This is a genomic window from Anaerostipes sp. AF04-45 (genome assembly GCF_003461725.1).
Taxonomy (GTDB): Bacteria; Bacillota; Clostridia; order Lachnospirales; family Lachnospiraceae; genus Anaerostipes; species Anaerostipes caccae.
Map to the genome: position 1 here is coordinate 9,873 of NZ_QTXQ01000008.1, position 16,453 is coordinate 26,325.

Annotated in this window: 19 protein-coding genes; 5 read left to right on the plus strand and 14 right to left on the minus strand. The window is 44.8% G+C overall.

Going from position 1 to position 16,453, the window contains the following annotated elements; genetic code table 11:
* Positions 1-132: 132 nt before the first annotated feature.
* The 4 genes from DWV34_RS12370 to DWV34_RS12385 all read left to right on the plus strand — a co-directional run bounded on the left by DWV34_RS12370 (position 133) and on the right by DWV34_RS12385 (position 2,868).
* The gene (locus DWV34_RS12370; RefSeq protein ID WP_009288710.1) at positions 133-612 is read left to right on the plus strand and encodes an S-ribosylhomocysteine lyase; all 480 of its coding nucleotides are present in this window, start codon (positions 133-135) and stop codon (positions 610-612) included.
* Between the two features lie 52 nt (positions 613-664).
* A complete protein-coding gene (locus DWV34_RS12375) occupies positions 665-865 on the plus strand; it encodes a hypothetical protein (protein WP_006568933.1) in 201 nt (66 codons plus the stop codon).
* 228 nt (positions 866-1,093) lie between these two features.
* Complete coding sequence (locus DWV34_RS12380) at positions 1,094-2,362, plus strand: ArsB/NhaD family transporter (RefSeq protein ID WP_006568932.1); 1,269 nt, start codon at positions 1,094-1,096, stop codon at positions 2,360-2,362.
* Positions 2,363-2,394: 32 nt separating this feature from the next.
* On the plus strand, positions 2,395-2,868 hold the full coding sequence (locus DWV34_RS12385) for a hypothetical protein (protein WP_006568931.1): 474 nt from the start codon (positions 2,395-2,397) through the stop codon (positions 2,866-2,868).
* A 43-nt stretch (positions 2,869-2,911) separates the two neighbouring features.
* Here the strand turns inward: DWV34_RS12385 and DWV34_RS12390 are convergent, their stop codons facing one another.
* The 6 genes from DWV34_RS12390 to ylxM all read right to left on the minus strand — a co-directional run bounded on the left by DWV34_RS12390 (position 2,912) and on the right by ylxM (position 7,103).
* Positions 2,912-3,961, minus strand: coding sequence for an endonuclease/exonuclease/phosphatase family protein (locus tag DWV34_RS12390; RefSeq protein ID WP_006568930.1), 1,050 nt, complete (start codon positions 3,959-3,961; stop codon positions 2,912-2,914).
* A gap of 18 nt (positions 3,962-3,979) precedes the next feature.
* Positions 3,980-4,735, minus strand: coding sequence for an exodeoxyribonuclease III (locus DWV34_RS12395; protein ID WP_006568929.1), 756 nt, complete (start codon positions 4,733-4,735; stop codon positions 3,980-3,982).
* Positions 4,736-4,827: 92 nt separating this feature from the next.
* Positions 4,828-5,055 carry a KH domain-containing protein gene (locus tag DWV34_RS12400; RefSeq protein WP_006568928.1) on the minus strand — a complete coding sequence of 76 codons (228 nt, stop codon included), beginning with the start codon at positions 5,053-5,055 and terminating at the stop codon, positions 4,828-4,830.
* Between the two features lie 16 nt (positions 5,056-5,071).
* Positions 5,072-5,317, minus strand: a complete 246-nt coding sequence (rpsP, locus tag DWV34_RS12405) for a 30S ribosomal protein S16 (protein WP_009288711.1) — start codon at positions 5,315-5,317, stop codon at positions 5,072-5,074.
* A 50-nt stretch (positions 5,318-5,367) separates the two neighbouring features.
* Positions 5,368-6,708 carry a signal recognition particle protein gene (ffh, locus tag DWV34_RS12410; protein WP_006568926.1) on the minus strand — a complete coding sequence of 447 codons (1,341 nt, stop codon included), beginning with the start codon at positions 6,706-6,708 and terminating at the stop codon, positions 5,368-5,370.
* A gap of 38 nt (positions 6,709-6,746) precedes the next feature.
* Positions 6,747-7,103, minus strand: a complete 357-nt coding sequence (gene ylxM, locus DWV34_RS12415; RefSeq protein WP_022260843.1) for a YlxM family DNA-binding protein — start codon at positions 7,101-7,103, stop codon at positions 6,747-6,749.
* Positions 7,104-7,291: 188 nt separating this feature from the next.
* Between ylxM and DWV34_RS12420 the strand changes: the two genes are divergently transcribed.
* Complete coding sequence (locus DWV34_RS12420; RefSeq protein ID WP_006568924.1) at positions 7,292-8,917, plus strand: ABC-F family ATP-binding cassette domain-containing protein; 1,626 nt, start codon at positions 7,292-7,294, stop codon at positions 8,915-8,917.
* A gap of 210 nt (positions 8,918-9,127) precedes the next feature.
* Here DWV34_RS12420 and hdhA read toward each other — a convergent pair whose 3' ends face one another.
* The 8 genes from hdhA to folD all read right to left on the minus strand — a co-directional run bounded on the left by hdhA (position 9,128) and on the right by folD (position 16,453).
* The gene (hdhA, locus tag DWV34_RS12430; RefSeq protein ID WP_006568923.1) at positions 9,128-9,925 is read right to left on the minus strand and encodes a 7alpha-hydroxysteroid dehydrogenase; all 798 of its coding nucleotides are present in this window, start codon (positions 9,923-9,925) and stop codon (positions 9,128-9,130) included.
* A gap of 104 nt (positions 9,926-10,029) precedes the next feature.
* Entirely contained in the window at positions 10,030-10,623 is a 594-nt protein-coding gene (locus DWV34_RS12435; RefSeq protein WP_006568922.1) for a zinc dependent phospholipase C family protein, read from the minus strand.
* Between the two features lie 78 nt (positions 10,624-10,701).
* A complete protein-coding gene (locus DWV34_RS12440; protein WP_024727967.1) occupies positions 10,702-11,301 on the minus strand; it encodes a regulatory protein RecX in 600 nt (199 codons plus the stop codon).
* A gap of 9 nt (positions 11,302-11,310) precedes the next feature.
* A complete protein-coding gene (gene recA, locus DWV34_RS12445; protein ID WP_006568920.1) occupies positions 11,311-12,360 on the minus strand; it encodes a recombinase RecA in 1,050 nt (349 codons plus the stop codon).
* Between the two features lie 135 nt (positions 12,361-12,495).
* Entirely contained in the window at positions 12,496-13,734 is a 1,239-nt protein-coding gene (locus DWV34_RS12450; protein ID WP_006568919.1) for a competence/damage-inducible protein A, read from the minus strand.
* A 12-nt stretch (positions 13,735-13,746) separates the two neighbouring features.
* Entirely contained in the window at positions 13,747-14,280 is a 534-nt protein-coding gene (gene pgsA, locus DWV34_RS12455) for a CDP-diacylglycerol--glycerol-3-phosphate 3-phosphatidyltransferase (protein WP_009288713.1), read from the minus strand.
* On the minus strand, positions 14,264-15,601 hold the full coding sequence (rimO, locus tag DWV34_RS12460) for a 30S ribosomal protein S12 methylthiotransferase RimO (RefSeq protein WP_006568917.1): 1,338 nt from the start codon (positions 15,599-15,601) through the stop codon (positions 14,264-14,266). Before rimO ends, pgsA begins: the two co-directional genes overlap by 17 nt.
* 3 nt (positions 15,602-15,604) lie before the next feature.
* Positions 15,605-16,453 (minus strand): bifunctional methylenetetrahydrofolate dehydrogenase/methenyltetrahydrofolate cyclohydrolase FolD, encoded by an 849-nt coding sequence (folD, locus tag DWV34_RS12465; RefSeq protein ID WP_006568916.1) that lies wholly within the window; start codon positions 16,451-16,453, stop codon positions 15,605-15,607.

Consider the following 16,453-nt stretch of genomic DNA (forward strand, 5'->3'; position numbering starts at 1 on the left):
CATTTTTTTTAAAATTCCCTGAGATCATCAGTTAATATGTAATTTTCGTGCTTTTTCTTTTATCTCTGGTATAATATTGATATACTATTTACATTAATATTCAGACAAACATAATATATGGAGGTTTTTTCAATGCAGAAAATTGAAAGTTTTACGGTCAACCACTTAGACCTTCTGCCCGGAGTATATGTATCCCGCAGGGATTCTATTGGGACAGAGACATTGACAACCTATGACCTGAGGATGACCGCACCAAATAAAGAACCAGTTATGAACACCGCCGAGATTCATACCATCGAACATCTGGGCGCAACCTTTTTAAGAAACCATGCTCAATATAAAGACCGAGTCATCTATTTTGGACCTATGGGCTGCCGTACCGGTTTCTATCTGATCCTGGCCGGAGATCAGACATCCAGTGAGATACTTGAACTGGTAAAAGAAACATTTGAGTATATACGAGACTTTGAGGGAGATGTTCCCGGGGCATCTCCCAGAGACTGCGGAAATTACCTCGATATGAATCTTCCTATGGCAAAACTCCTTGCTTACAAATATTTGACGTTTTCTTTATATACTGCAAATGAGAAAAATCTGAATTATCCGGAATAGATCCGTCAATACTGATAAAGTAACTTCAAATTTAAAAAGGAGGCTTTATCAGATGTCAGATCAGAATAAAATATATGAAGAAGTAGCGATCAACTGCAGTCAGTACTGCCCTTGCGGCCGTGACCACTCTGTCAAAAATGTCAGTAACGGAGACGATGCTAAATGCGAGAGCTGCCTGAACTGTTCTCATTTCTCTGAAGAAGAATGTCATTGCTGTCTGGACTTGTACGACAAAATTGTAGACAAAATATAATCAATGGATGAAACAGCTGTCTTATCGGGACAGCTGTTTTGCTGTTAATGTATCCCCTCTCAGAGAAGCAGCCTTTATCTTCTCTGAAATTTGAAATCCTCTTTCCATCCATTCTTGTAATTACAGCAAACTTCCTTGTTCTGAATAAAAAACATCTACATAAATTGTGAAAATCCTGTCTGTTGGTGATACAATAAGAATTAAATTTAATGATTAGGAGGAACTATCATGTCACTACAACAGATTATTGCAGTTGCCATTTTTTTAATCACCATGGCCGCAATCATTTCAGACAAAATTCACAATACCGTTGCCGCAATCTCAGGTGCGGTCCTTTTAATTTTGACCCATATTCTCACCATCGACGAATGTGTCGACGCCGTAGACATTGAAACGATCGGCATTCTCGTGGGTATGATGCTCTTAGTTGCAGTTGTTAAGAATTCCGGTATCTTTGAATATATTGCAATTAAAGCTGCAAAACTGGCAAAAGGACGTCCATGGCCCATTATGGTCACGTTTGTTATCATCACTGCCGTTTTATCAGGACTGTTAGACAATGTTACAACTGTACTTCTGGTCGGTCCAATGACATTGGCAATTACCAATATTCTGAGAGTCAATCCGGTTCCGTACATCATCACCCAGATTATGGCTTCCAACATTGGAGGTACTGCCACTCTAATCGGTGATCCACCCAATATTATGATTGGAAGTGCAGCAAAACTCAGCTTTGTTGATTTCATTCTAAATACTGGATTTGCAGTAGTTTTTGTTATCATCGCATCCCTCATCTGCTTTCGCTTTATCTATGGAAACAGTCTGACCGTAGAAGACAAAAATATCAAAGAAGTTATGAAGCTTGACGAATCAAAAGCAATCAAAAGTAAAAAGCTGCTGATTCAGAGTGTGATCATTCTCTTGGTCGTGGCATTATGTTTTGTTTTTCATGACCAGTTAAAAATGCAGTCTGCTACCATTGCTTTAGCTGCTGCCTGTCTGATGTTAATTATCGGCGGGCAAGATCCGGAAGACATTATTCTGAGTGTCGAATGGCCGACAATCCTCTTTTTTGTGGGATTATTTATTGTCGTTGGTGGTCTGGAAAAAGTCGGAGTCATCACAGTTCTTGCAAATGCTCTGCTCTCTGTCACCGGAGGAAATATAACCATGACCATGCTTCTGATTCTTTGGATCTCTGCGGTTGTTTCATCCTTCCTTGACAATATTCCCTTTGTGGCCACTCTGATTCCAATGATTATGACAATCCAGTCACATGGTGTAGATGTGACCCCTTTATGGTGGGCACTCTCTCTCGGTGCTTGTCTCGGTGGAAATGGTACTCTGGTCGGTGCTTCAGCCAACGTAGTCCTTTCCGGTATCAGTAAAAATGCAGGTTACCCTATCTCTTTCGGAAAATACTTTAAAATTGGCTTTCCTATGATGATCCTTTCCGTATTTATCTGTTCTATTTTTCTGCTGATCCGCTTTGCATAAACATGAAATTATTATTTTAAGGAGAATTTTTTATGAATGAAAACACAGTAACCGGCGATTTTATTAACATTAATCTGCGTCAGCTGGGCGCCACGTCGATCAAAGAATATAACAGCATTATGCACATAGCAGAATTTGATCTGGGAGACGGTCTGATCGTATCCTATGTATTTAATATCACCCGCCACAACAAATACTTTCTGCAGCGGGTGCAGCCTTATGCCATGATCCATGGCAAGTTTGCCAGCGACCGCGAGATCCTCGAATTTATCCAAAGTGACTTAAAGCGCTTTGTAAACGCAAAGAACAGCAAGAACTTTGATACCTTCCTGCTCATTTCACATTTGGGACATCATGTCACAGAAAACATAGAGAAATTATTCCTGAATTACAATGTAGACCCCAATAAACTTGAAGGGATACAGGAAAAGATGGAAGAGTCTTTAACAGATATTATTAACCTGTATCAGGCTTCGGAAAAGATTGACCTGAAAGAAGACGATTAAAAAGAAGGCTCCCTGTATTGTCAAAATACAGGGAGCCTCTTTTCTATTTAAGTTTTACTTTCAGCCTGACCGGCTGATGGTCTGTATAACGGAAATCATGATTCATGACTTTCACCTGTTCCACCTGTACATTCGGCGAGACAATAAAGCCATCGATCACATAAACCTGTGAATCCTTCTCATAGGCTTTGTTCAGGAGACGGCATGTGGGATATGAATCATCAATGGCAAATTGAAAACCCGCCGGAAGTATCTCATTACCGATTGCCCCAGGTGTCCAGTCTTCTTTACTGCGGATCGGATACTTGGTGATGCCCTCAAAAGTCTGGTTAAAATCTCCTCCTGCGATCACGTAGTTCCCTTTCTTATATTCTTCTTCCAGCACTTTCAGAAGCATTTTGCTCTGAGCTTCTTTTCCTTCTCCGGAATCATAGGCTTCCAAATGCAGATTGATCAGTACAAGCTCCGCCCTGGATCCTTTGACCGGCACCCTCGTCTTTAAAAGGCACCGTTTCAGATTGCACGTTTTAAGAGGCCATGAAAAAGATTCCGGCAGTGCTATCCTTTCGGCTTGGTTTATCCTGGCGTCCGTCAGCGTCAAAAGACCGCTCTCCACATGTCCGATGGTTGGCCAGGGATACGGAGCATATGCCACTTTGAAGTTATAGGCGAACATCCCGCCCAGTCCGAGCATCGTCTCATAATACTTCTTCTGATCAGTGGAATAAGAGCGCTTGGAATCCAGATCCACTTCCTGCAGAAAATAAGTGTCCGCTCTGTGTTCCTTCAGTATCCCCGCAATTCCTGCAAGATTTTCCTCCACCTGAGCCTTGCTGTCCGGTCTCACTTTCGTGCCTCCGTCCATAAAAAAGTCTTCGTCCTCTCCAAGACCGGCGTATCCGGTATTCAGACTGACCACGGTAAATGGATCTTCTCTGGAAACCTCTCTGGTTCCCTCTGATTTTTTTATACTTTCTGTCTTTTGGGGCCGGTATTCCATCACCGTAACAAAGATCAGCAATCCTGTAAACACAAACACGACTGCAGTGATCACCGCTGCCATGATTTTAGCTGCTTTTTTCAGCGTCTTCATAAGCCTCAGTCCTTTCTGTTATTCCAGATACAATCCAACCGGGCAGTGGTCAGAACCATAAATATCTGTGTGGATAACTGCCTCTGCCAGGCGTTCTTCAAGGCCCTCGGAAACACAGAAATAGTCAATGCGCCATCCCGCATTCTTCTCCCTTGCCCTGAACCGATAGGACCACCAGCTGTATGCCTCGGTCACATCCGGGTAAAAATGGCGGAATGTATCAATAAATCCTGCCTCTAAAAGTTTCGTGAATTTTTCTCTCTCCTCATCCGTAAATCCCGCATTTTTCCTGTTTGTCTTTGGATTCTTCAAATCGATCTCCGTGTGCGCCACATTCAGGTCGCCGCAGAGGATCACGGGCTTGTCCTCTTCAAGTTTGAGCAGATACTCTCTGAAATTTTCTTCCCAGTCCATCCGGTAGGATAATCTGGCAAGCTCACTCTGGGAATTCGGAGTATAGCAGGTCACAAGAAAATAGTCGTCAAACTCCAGAGTGATCACTCGTCCCTCGTGGTCAAACTCATCGACACCGATTCCATTTTTTACAGACAAAGGCTTAATCTTTGTAAATACCGCCGTCCCTGAATATCCTTTTTTCTCTGCGTAATTCCAATATTGATAATAATCCGGAAGTTCCAGATCGATCTGGCCCTCCTGAAGCTTTGTTTCCTGAATACAGAATATATCTGCATCCAGCTGCTCCATCACATCTAAAAATCCTTTTTTCACACAGGCTCTCAGCCCGTTTACATTCCAAGATACCAACTGGATCATAGTCTTTCTCCTTCTGTTATAATATACTGGGATTTATGACACAAAAAATCCTGTAACCTCAGTATAACACCTTGATTACAGGATTTTAACCTTTATTGTATATCTACAACAATCTTTTTGTCGCCTTTATCAACGGAAGCCTTGACCACAGTCCGGATCGCCTTTGCAATCCTTCCCTGTTTGCCAATGACTTTTCCCATATCACCTGGGGCAACATGTAATTCCAAGATTAAAGCATCTTCAGTCTCACGCTCGATTACTGTTACTTCGTCCGGTTGATCTACGAGGGCTTTTGCAATCACTTCTAACAAATGTTTCATGCGTTTTGCCTCCTAACTATTTTTCAATTCCAGCAACTTTAAGTAATTTTGCAACAGTATCTGTCGGCTGTGCTCCCTGAGATAACCATTTTTTTGCAGCGTCTTCGTCGAATTTGATCACACTTGGATCCTGATTCGGATCGTAAGTACCGATTTCTTCGATGAATTTTCCATCTCTCGGAGATCTGGAATCTGCTACAACCACTCTATAAAAAGGAGACTTTTTCTGTCCCATTCTTTTTAATCTCATCTTTACTGCCATCTGTTTCACCTCCATAATTTTTAATAGTTAATAATATCTATAACAAAGCGTTAAAAAGGTAATTTAAATCTGCCTTTTTTTCCGCCCTTGCCACCAAACATACCTGACATCTGCTTCATCATCTTCTTTTGGTTCTGGAACTGTTTGCAAAGCTTGTTGACTTCTGAGATCGGCACCCCTGCACCGTCAGCAATCCTTTTTCTTCTGGAAGGATTGATGATTTCCGGCGTAGCCCGCTCTTCCTTCGTCATCGAATAGATGATTGATGCGGTCCGGTCCATCATACTGTCATCCAGGTCTGCACCCTTTAACTGATTCCCAAGTCCCGGGATCATGGACAGCATGTCGGCAAGCCCTCCCATCTTCTTTACCTGCTCCATCTGTTCTAAAAAGTCGTCAAAGGTAAAAGAAGCTTTTCGGAGTTTTTGCTGCATCTCCAGAGCTTTTTCCTCATCCACGGTAGCTTCTGCCTTCTCGATCAGAGTCAGCACATCTCCCATTCCGAGAATCCGGCTCGTCATGCGGTCAGGATAGAACTGCTGAAGATCATCCAGCTTCTCTCCCATACCAATATATAAAATTGGTTTCCCTGTGACAGAACGGATCGATAATGCCGCCCCGCCCCTGGTATCGCCATCCATCTTTGTAATGATGACACCGTCGACTCCGACTTTTTCGTTAAAATCTTTTGCCACATTGACCGCATCCTGTCCGGTCATGGCATCTACTACAAGAATGGTCTGATGCACATCGACGGCCTGCTTGATGGCAATCAGCTCTGTCATCATATCCTCGTCGATATGTAAACGGCCCGCTGTATCCAGAATGACAATGTTGTTGCCGTTCTTCGCCGCATGCTCGATGGATGCCTTTGCGATATCCACAGGGTTCATCTTATCTCCCATGGAAAATACCGGGACACCCTGTTTTTCTCCATTGACCTGAAGCTGTTTGATCGCTGCCGGACGATAGACATCACAGGCCACTAATAACGGGCGTTTTCCCTTCTGTTTATACTTTCCGGCGATCTTAGCCGTAGTCGTTGTTTTACCCGCACCCTGGAGACCTGCCATCAGGATAACCGTGATCTCATTGCCGGGTTTTAACTGAATCTCGGTGGTTGTGGAACCCATCAGGGCTTCCATCTCTTCTTTTACTATCTTAATGACCATCTGTCCCGGGTTCAGTCCGTTTAATACATCCTGCCCCACAGCACGGTCCTGAACAGCTTTAATAAACGTTTTAACAACTTTAAAGTTGACATCGGCTTCTAAAAGCGCCCGCTTCACTTCTTTCATCGCTGCTTTTACATCGCTCTCTGTCAAGCGTCCCTTGCTTCTCAAATTTTTAAATACGTTTTGAAGTTTCTCAGATAAACTTTCAAATGCCATAACATCCTCCTGAATCCGCCGCAGACACCGGCGATCTGTTACAAATCTTCCAGAATCCCGTTGGATACCTGCTCAATCTTTCTGATCTCTGTTTTCATCTGTTCCTGATCTTCCGCATCTAAAATGCTCTTGGCCAGAAGATGAATCTCGCTTACTTTTTCTTTCGTCCTCAAAAACTTTTCCACAAGGTGTAGCTTTCTCTCATATCCGGCGAGAATTTTATTGCAGCGCCTGATCATATCGTAGGCAGCCTGTCTCGTTATCCCGTGTTCTCCTGCAATCTCGCTGGGAGACAAATCATTCAGTACATGGTCTTCGTATATTTCTTTCTGGTGTTCTGTCAGAAGCTCTCCGTAAAAATCGTATAAAAGCGTCTGTTCTACAATCCATTCCATGTTGCCTCTCCTGTAAAGTGTTTTTCCTTTACCGAAATTTAGTCTATCGGATATCTTTCTGTTTGTCAAGTATTTTTCCTTGCACATTTTACTGTTCTGCGGAAATATCACTTGAAAAAGTTTCACTTTCCTGTAAAATAGAAAAAAGACGATCCCAAACGAAATTTAAATAAGAAAGGTTTATTTCCATGATACAAGCAATCAATGTGACACTGCGCCTTGGAAAACGCGCATTATTTGAAGATGTAAACATCAAATTTACAGAGGGCAACTGTTATGGCCTGATCGGTGCCAACGGAGCGGGCAAATCAACTTTTTTAAAAATCCTGTCCGGTGAACTGGAGCCGTCTCAGGGTGAGGTAGCCATCACAGACGGCCAAAGGCTGTCCGTATTAAAACAGGATCACTACCAGTATGATGAATACACGGTGCTGGATGCTGTCATGCTGGGGAACACCCGGCTCTATGAAATTATGAAAGAAAAAGACGCGATCTATGCCAAGGAGGATTTTACAGAGGAAGACGGCATTAAGGCCAGCGAACTGGAAGCCGAGTTTGCCGATATGAACGGCTGGGAAGCCGAATCCGATGCCGCAACTTTGCTGAATGGACTTGGTATTGACAATGATCTTCACTATTCTAAGATGTCAGAACTGAATGGTTCCCAGAAGGTCAAAGTCCTTTTGGCCCAGGCATTATTCGGAAATCCGGATATCCTTCTGCTGGATGAGCCGACCAACCATTTGGATCTGGAAGCCATCCGCTGGCTGGAAGACTTCCTTATAGACTTTGACAACACCGTTATCGTTGTATCCCATGACCGCTATTTCTTAAATAAGGTATGCACCCACATCGCTGACATTGACTATGCGAAGATCCAGCTCTACACCGGAAACTATGATTTCTGGTATGAGTCCAGCCAGCTGATCTCCAAGCAGATGAAGGATGCCAATAAGAAAAAAGAAGAAAAGATCAAGGAGCTGCAGGACTTCATCGCAAGGTTCAGCGCCAACGCTTCCAAATCCAAGCAGGCCACATCCAGAAAAAAAGCATTGGATAAGATCCAGCTGGACGAGATCAAACCATCCAGCAGAAAATATCCTTATATTAATTTTAAACCAACCCGTGACATTGGAAACGACGCCCTCTCAGTGGAGGGACTCTCCAAGACTATTGACGGTGTAAAGGTGTTGGATAACGTTTCTTTCACCATGAATCCTGAAGATAAGATTGCTTTCGTAGGCCCGAATACACTGGCTACTACAACCTTTTTCCGTATCGTTGCCGGGGAACTGGAACCGGATGAGGGCACATACAAATGGGGTGTCACGACTTCCCAATCCTATTTCCCTAAGGACAACACAAAGGACTTCAGTGAAGATATGTCTATCGCAGAGTGGCTCAGCCAGTACTCTGAAGACAAGGACGTCACCTTTGTCCGCGGTTTCCTCGGGCGTATGCTTTTCTCCGGTGAAGAAGCCTTAAAGAAAGTTTCTGTTTTATCCGGAGGAGAAAAGGTCCGCTGTATGCTGTCTAAGCTGATGATCAGCGGAGCCAACATCCTTATCTTGGATGAACCGACCAACCACCTGGATATGGAATCCATCACCGCCCTGAATGAAGGGCTCCACAAGTTTACCGGAGGCCTGCTGTTCAGTTCACAGGATCACCAATTTGTACAAACTACTGCCAACCGTATCATCGAATTTACGGACAGCGGCATGGTCGACTTCCTCGGGACTTATGATGAATATCTGGAAAACGATGCGTCCGCAAGAAAACGCCAGGTCGCAAACTATGACGAAGAAAACTAAATTGGAACAAAGTGGGCAAGTACCTTATCTCCCCAACCTCTCATTCTCTGAGGGGATTGACAACTTTACGTGCCAGATGCGATTTGACGCAGTCAAATGATTCCCTTATGCATCTGTGTACAACCCGTGGAGCGTTTTTATTCCATAGGCGACTTTTCTATGGAATAAATTCAGAAAGAGCAGGCATCCTGTATTGGTGCCTGCTCTTTTTCAGCGCTTCTGCTTCATTTCCGCCATGTCTCCGAAAATAGGGGTCGCTTTCCCGAATCCCCCGGATATATCCATGATCTGCCCGGTAGTATAAGCAGATTCATCACCGGCAAAATAAACGACTGCCGCCGCGATCTCCTCCGGTTTTCCCATTCTCCGGATCGGCGTGTGTTTTAAGAAAAATTCTCTGAACTCCTCGCTCAAATGATCCTGCACTGCATCCGTCGCCGTCATGCCCGGCAGAACAGCGTTGCACCGTATATTGTGCCTTGCCTCCTGGACTGCAATCAATTTAGTGAGATAATTGATCGCCGCTTTGCTGGTTCCATAAGCAACCTGAGAGATATCCGGCACCAATCCGCCTACGGAAGAGATATTAATGATGCTGCCGCCTCCCTGTGTTTCCATGTATTTTATGGCTGCCTGGGAAGCCGCAAACACGCTGGTCAGATTGGTATTGACGATATGCAGGAAATCTTTGCAGTCCGTATGACTGATATCCATATCTTTCTTTGGATCTGAAGTGCCGAAATTGTTGACAAGCACATCGATACGCCCCTCGTTTTTCACCACTTCCTCCACCATACTGTCGTAAGTTTCCGGTTCATAGGCATCATTGTACACATACTTCACCCGGAAACCCTTCTGATTCAGCTCATCCGCTCTCTGTCCCGCGCGTTCCAGGTTTCTGGCCCCCATATATACAATAGCACCTTCTTCTGCACACGCTTTCGTTATCGCCAGACCAATCCCCCTCGTTGAAGCTGTAATCAAGATTACTTTATCTTTTAATCTCATACCTCTGTTCTCCTTTCTTATTTATAAATTATTTCCTTCTTCCACAAAAAAATGCCGCAGGATGACTTTTTATAAAAGCTATCCTGCGGTATAGATTCTTCTGCTTATGCGTACTGTACTTTCAGAGCAACATTCTCATAGCTGATCTTAATAATATTTAATATGCTCATCACTACTGTGGTGCACACATCCACAATGTACTTAATATCATCTGCCACGCTGTGTTCACGGCGCATATATTCTGCATGGATGTTCTGAATGAATTCAGACAAACCTTTTGTAGAATTCAGCGGAACAATCTTGTCTTTGCGCTCCATGGCTTCTTCTGTGGAGAGATACTCTTTGAGTCCGTGTTTTAAATCCCTCTCATAAATACAATGGTCTTTTACATTGCCCTCGTAAGTGCTGTTGTGGGGAAACGTAAAGTAATCAGCAATATAATGAATAATCACTCCCAACTTTGCACAGCGGCGCATGTTCATCCCCTTCAGGGTATCGTAGTCTGCTACAAAGTCATCAAGTTGATTCTCTATTTTATCATATGTTATGTCAAAAGTATGCGGTGTTGTCAAAAAGGATGGTCTGCAGTCCGGCCAGATACTCCCGACATAAAACGGTAACTTATAGTCAAAAACTTCTTCCAGTCTCAGTGAGTCCATAATTTGTCCAGCCAATGAAATGTGTGATTTTTTTCTCATTCGATCTCCTTAAAGAACTTGACATGTAACTCTGGTTCTAATCTTATTATATCCCGTTTTCTAGAAAAATCAACTGAATTACTCTTTATATTCCTTAAGAATTTCTAAAATGTCATGAATTGAAAATCCCTTTCTGGCAAAGAAAGCCAGATTCTTCTGGAAATTTTCCTCTGTTACCGGTCCTTTCTGCCGAATTCTTTTTTTTATCTGTGTTCTCAGAATATCTGACTCTGAGACAGCAGACTCTTCCCAAATTTGTTCAAACAGCTCCGGGCTTATCCCCTTCTTCAACAATTCCTGTCTGAGTTTCAGGCGGCTCTTTGAAAAACCCCGGTACCCGATATAATTCCTCACATAGGCTTCATCGTCTATATAGTGGTATCCTTCCACATAGGATACCGCTCCTTCTATACAGGATTCAGGCAGTTCCAGACGCCTGAGCCTCATCCTGATCTCTTCCTTTGTCCGGTCAGAGACTTTTAAAAGATTCATCGCCTTTAATTTGGCCCGGCTGAGGAGCATGCTGTCCAGTTCGTTCTTCTGTACTTCGGATAAGTCCATGTCTTCTTTCAGGCCAAGCCGCCTGGCCTCCCCCGCATATAAAAGACAATACCGCTCATCCTCCAGATAAAGTCTGATCTGCTTCTTTCCCACCGGCTCCAGCATCGTCACTCTCATATCCGACGCTTACTGCTGATTTGTATCCGGCTTTTCTTCTGCCGGTGCGGCGTCCTCTGTTCCTGCTTCCAGTCCGTATTCCCTGCGGACTGCGGACTCCACTTCCTGAGCTACTTCCGGATGTTCTTTTAAGTATGTCTTGGCATTCTCTCTTCCCTGTCCGATCTTTTCGCCCTGATATGCATACCATGCACCGCTCTTTTTGATCACATCCACGCCGGCTGCCAGATCCAGAATATCGCCTTCTTTGGAGATGCCTTCACCGAACATGATATCGAACTCTGCCTGTTTAAACGGCGGAGCAACCTTATTCTTTACTACTTTGATACGGGTACGGTTTCCTACCATGTCCCCGGCCTGCTTCAGTGTCTCGATACGCCGTACGTCCAGACGGATGGAAGAATAGAACTTCAGAGCACGGCCTCCGGTCGTTGTCTCGGGATTTCCGAACATGACTCCGACTTTTTCTCTCAGCTGGTTGATAAAGATCACGGTACAGTTGGACTTACTGATGATAGCCGTCAGTTTTCTCAGAGCCTGTGACATGAGCCTTGCCTGGAGGCCCACATGGGAATCTCCCATGTCTCCGTCGATCTCTGCCTTTGGCACCAATGCTGCGACAGAATCGACGATAATGATATCCACAGCGCCGGAACGCACCATAGTCTCGGCGATCTCAAGTCCCTGCTCTCCGGTATCCGGCTGAGAAATATAGAGGTTGTCCACATCCACTCCGATATTCTGCGCATAGACCGGGTCGAGAGCATGCTCTGCATCTATAAACCCTGCAATGCCGCCCCGCTTCTGCACTTCTGCCACCATATGTAATGCGACCGTTGTCTTACCGCTTGACTCCGGACCGTAAATCTCGATCACCCTTCCCCTCGGTATACCTCCGACTCCGAGAGCGATATCCAGGCTCAGAGATCCTGTCGGTGTAGTCTCAATGCTCATGTCTGCCTGGTATTCTCCAAGTTTCATCACGGCTCCTTTGCCGTAATCTTTCTCTATCTTCGTAAGAGCTGCATCCAATGCCTTTAACTTCTCTGTCTGTTGCATCTGTATTCTCCTTTTATCTTATTATGAACTGTTTTTGATTATATCATAGCACAAAGAGAAAAACAAGTGTTCGGCGAATATTTGTTCGTACTTGTTTTTCTCTTTTATTTTAACATATTTTTACATGTTTTACAATCACTCTGACAGCGCTTTCCGTATCATCGTCAGTGCCCTGCACACAGAAACTTCTCTGATCTTGGCGCGGTTTCCTCTCAGATCATACTTCTTCACAACAGTATTTCCCTTTCTGCTGACTCCGATATAGACCAGCCCCGGTTTCTTTGTTCCGGTCTCTCCTCCCGGACCGGCAAGTCCGGTAATCCCCACACCGATGTCGGCTCCTGAAGCTCTTAAGACGCCTTCCGCCATTTCCCGGGCAGTTTCTTCCGATACCGCCCCGTGGGCTTTCAGAGTGTCCTCTTTTACACCAAGATACTTCTTTTTAGCTTCATTGGAGTAAGTAATAAAACTTTCTTCCAGCACATTTGACGCCCCGGGAACATTGATCAGCCTTCCGGCCAGCAGGCCGCCGGTACAGGACTCGGCACAGGCGATCTTATCGCCCCTGCTCTCAAGCATCTTTACGACCACTTCCTCCAGTGTTTCGTCTTCCTCAATGGTATAAATCTTATCCCCAAATCTTGATTTCAGTTCTTCCACCATAGGCATGACAAGTTCCTTTGCCTCATCTTCAGAGTCAGCCTTGGCCGTCACCCTCAAATGCACTTCTCCTAATTTTGCATACGGTGCCACCGTCGGATTGCTCTGTTCATCGATCAGGTCCATGATCTGGGTTTCCACATAGCTTTCTCCCAGGCAGTCGATCTTGACAACCTTGGAATATAAGATACCAGGCTGAAGTCGGGAAAGAATCGGTTCTGCCTGCTCATGAAACATCGGGATCAGCTCACCTGGAGGTCCCGGCAGCAGGATAATCTTCTTGTCTTCCGGTGCGTTGACCACCATACCGGGCGCTGTGCCGTTTTTGTTGTATAAAACAGTACAGTCTTCCGGCACCATGGCCTGTTTTAAATTGTTTTCCGTCATCGGGCGTTTGATGCTCGTAAAGTAGGAAGTGAGCCGCTCCTTCGCCTCTGCATCTTCCACAAGTTCCTGTCCGCATGCTTTTGCCGCAATCTCTTTTGTCAGGTCATCCTTCGTAGGCCCGAGACCCCCTGACAAGATCAGGATATCCGACCGTTTCATTCCTGTCCGAATCACTTCTTCCACACGCTCCGGATTGTCACCCACAGTGGTCTCAAAAAAAACGCTTATCCCAAGGGCGGCTAAGCGTTCTGACAGGTAGGCAGCATTGGTGTTGACAATGTTGCCTAATAATATTTCTGTTCCCACACAAATAATTTCTGCTGTCATAATTGTCTCCTTCTATTTCAAGACATTCTTGTTTTTTAATAAATAATCCAACAATGATATGATGGTCAACACAAGCGAAATGTATACTAAAATATTTTCAATAAGCACCGCTGTGCCGGTTCCCAGGTCGATGATCAGCATGATGATCATAAACATCTGAAAATTGGTTTTGAATTTGCCCCAATAGCTGGCTGCAATTACCACACCGTTGTCTGATGCAATCAGACGGAAACCGCTGATAATAAATTCTCTGGCGATAATAATGATTGCGATCCATGATGCCAGGCGGTTCATTCCCACGAGAGCAATCATGGCAGAGCAGACCAAAAGCTTATCTGCCAAAGGGTCCATAAATTTCCCAAAATTGGTCACAAGATTGTACTTCCTCGCGATGTGTCCGTCTAGAAAGTCCGTAAGGCTTGCGATGATAAAAATGGCCACGGCAATCCACTTGCTGATCTCGCCAAACGGTTCCGCCAGCAGTACAAAAATAAAAATCGGTATCATTAATACTCTCAATATCGTTAGTTTATTCGGTAAATTCATAGTCCATCTCTCCTATCAAATCGTACTCATTTCCTTTGGTAATTTTCACATAAACATAGTCTCCGGTCAGCAGTTCTTCCGGTGAAGTCACAAAGACACATCCGTCCACTTTCGGTGCATCCATATAGCTGCGGCCTACATACACATCATCTTCAAACAGGTATCCCTCAATCAGGACCCGGATGGTTTTTCCAACCATTTCATGAGTATGTTCATAAGAAATCTTCTGCTGCAGAGCCATCAGTTCATCCCTTCTGGCTTCCTTCACATCTTCTTCAATCTGTCCCTCAAATTCTGCTGCCTTAGTATCCTCCTCGGGAGAATAAGTGAAGACTCCCAGGCGCTCAAAGCGCTGCTGCCTCACAAACTCCTTCAGTTCTTCGTGCTGTTCTTCTGTCTCGCCAGGGAAACCGGTGATAAGCGTTGTACGAATCGCCATATCCGGAATCTCTTTTCTAAGCTTTGCGATGATCGTTTCAATATCATGTTTGGATGTCCTGCGGCCCATCCTCTTCAAAATCCCGTCACTGCAGTGCTGAATCGGCATATCGATATAGTTTACAACCTTTTCTTCTTCCTTTATGGTCCGGATCAGCTCATCGGTGATCTCCTCAGGGTAGCAGTACAGCAGGCGGATCCACTCAATTCCTTCCACCCCGCACAACTCTTTCAGAAGCGTTGGAAGCTCTTTTTTCCCTGTCAGGTCCTTCCCGTACAGAGTCGTCTCCTGAGCCACCAGAACAAGTTCCGTCACACCAGATGCAGCCAGCTCCCGGGCACTCTTTAACAGTTCCTTCATCGGAACACTCCGAAATCTCCCCCGGATCTTTGGTATGATACAATAGCTGCACCTTTTGTCGCATCCTTCGGCGATCTTTAAGTATGCCATGTGGCTTCCAGTTGTGACCAGACGCCGGTGTCCGGAATTGTCCGGAAGATAATCGATACTCTCATAATGTTCATAACCATTGCCCGCAAGAGCCTCATCCACTGCCTCGACAATGGAATCGTAACTGGTAGTCCCGAGTACCGCATCAATTTCCGGAATCTCCTCCAGTATCTCGTCTTTATAGCGCTCAGACAGACATCCTGCGACCACGAGAGCTTTCAGATTCTGCTCTTTATAAGCTGCCATCTCAAGGATCGTATTAATGCTCTCTTCCTTGGCGTCATGAATGAAACAGCATGTGTTGATGACGATCACATCCGCCTCTTCCTCGTCGTTCGTCAAAGTGTGTCCTCTCTCTGTGAGCAGTCCCAGCATCACCTCACTGTCTACAAGATTTTTATCACATCCAAGAGAAATAAAAAGTATTTTCATCTGTTATTCTCCAAACAATTTTTTTGACTGTACACAGTTTTTCATCAGCATAGCGATAGTCATCGGTCCAACGCCGCCCGGCACCGGAGTGATCGCAGATGTCTTTTCCTTCACTGCGTCAAAATCCACGTCTCCGCAAAGCTTGTTATTTTCATTTCTGTGAATACCCACATCGATAATGACAGCCCCTTCTTTGACATAAGATGCATCAATGAATTTAGGCCTTCCGACAGCTACTACCAGGATATCCGCGCGGCTGCATACTTCCCGCAGATTCCTTGTCCTGGAATGGCAGACGGTCACGGTACCGTTTTCTCTGAGCAGCAGCATGGACATAGGTTTGCCTACAATATTGCTTCTTCCCACGACGACACATTCTTTTCCGCCGATCTCCACACCGGACCGCTTCAGGAGTTCTATAATGCCGGCCGGAGTGCACGGAAGAAATCCGTCATTTCCAATTACCATATTTCCCACGCTGACCGGATGAAACCCATCTACGTCCTTTTTCGGATCAATGGCATGGATCACTGCGTCCTCATCCATATGCGGCGGCAGAGGGAGCTGGACTAAAATCCCGTTGATCTTTGGATCTTTGTTGCACTTTTCCACCAGATCAAGCAGTTCCTGCTGGGTGGAATCTTCCGGTATCTCATAAGATACAGAAGTAATCCCAATATATTCGCATGCTTTTTTCTTATTCCTCACATAGACAGAGGATGCAGGATCTTCACCTACCTGGATCACTGCCAGAGCAATCTCTTTTCCCTCTGCTTTCATGGCTGCTACTTCCTGCTTTAACTCGTCTTTGATCTCCGCTGAGATCTTTTTTCCATCTATTATCTGTGTCAT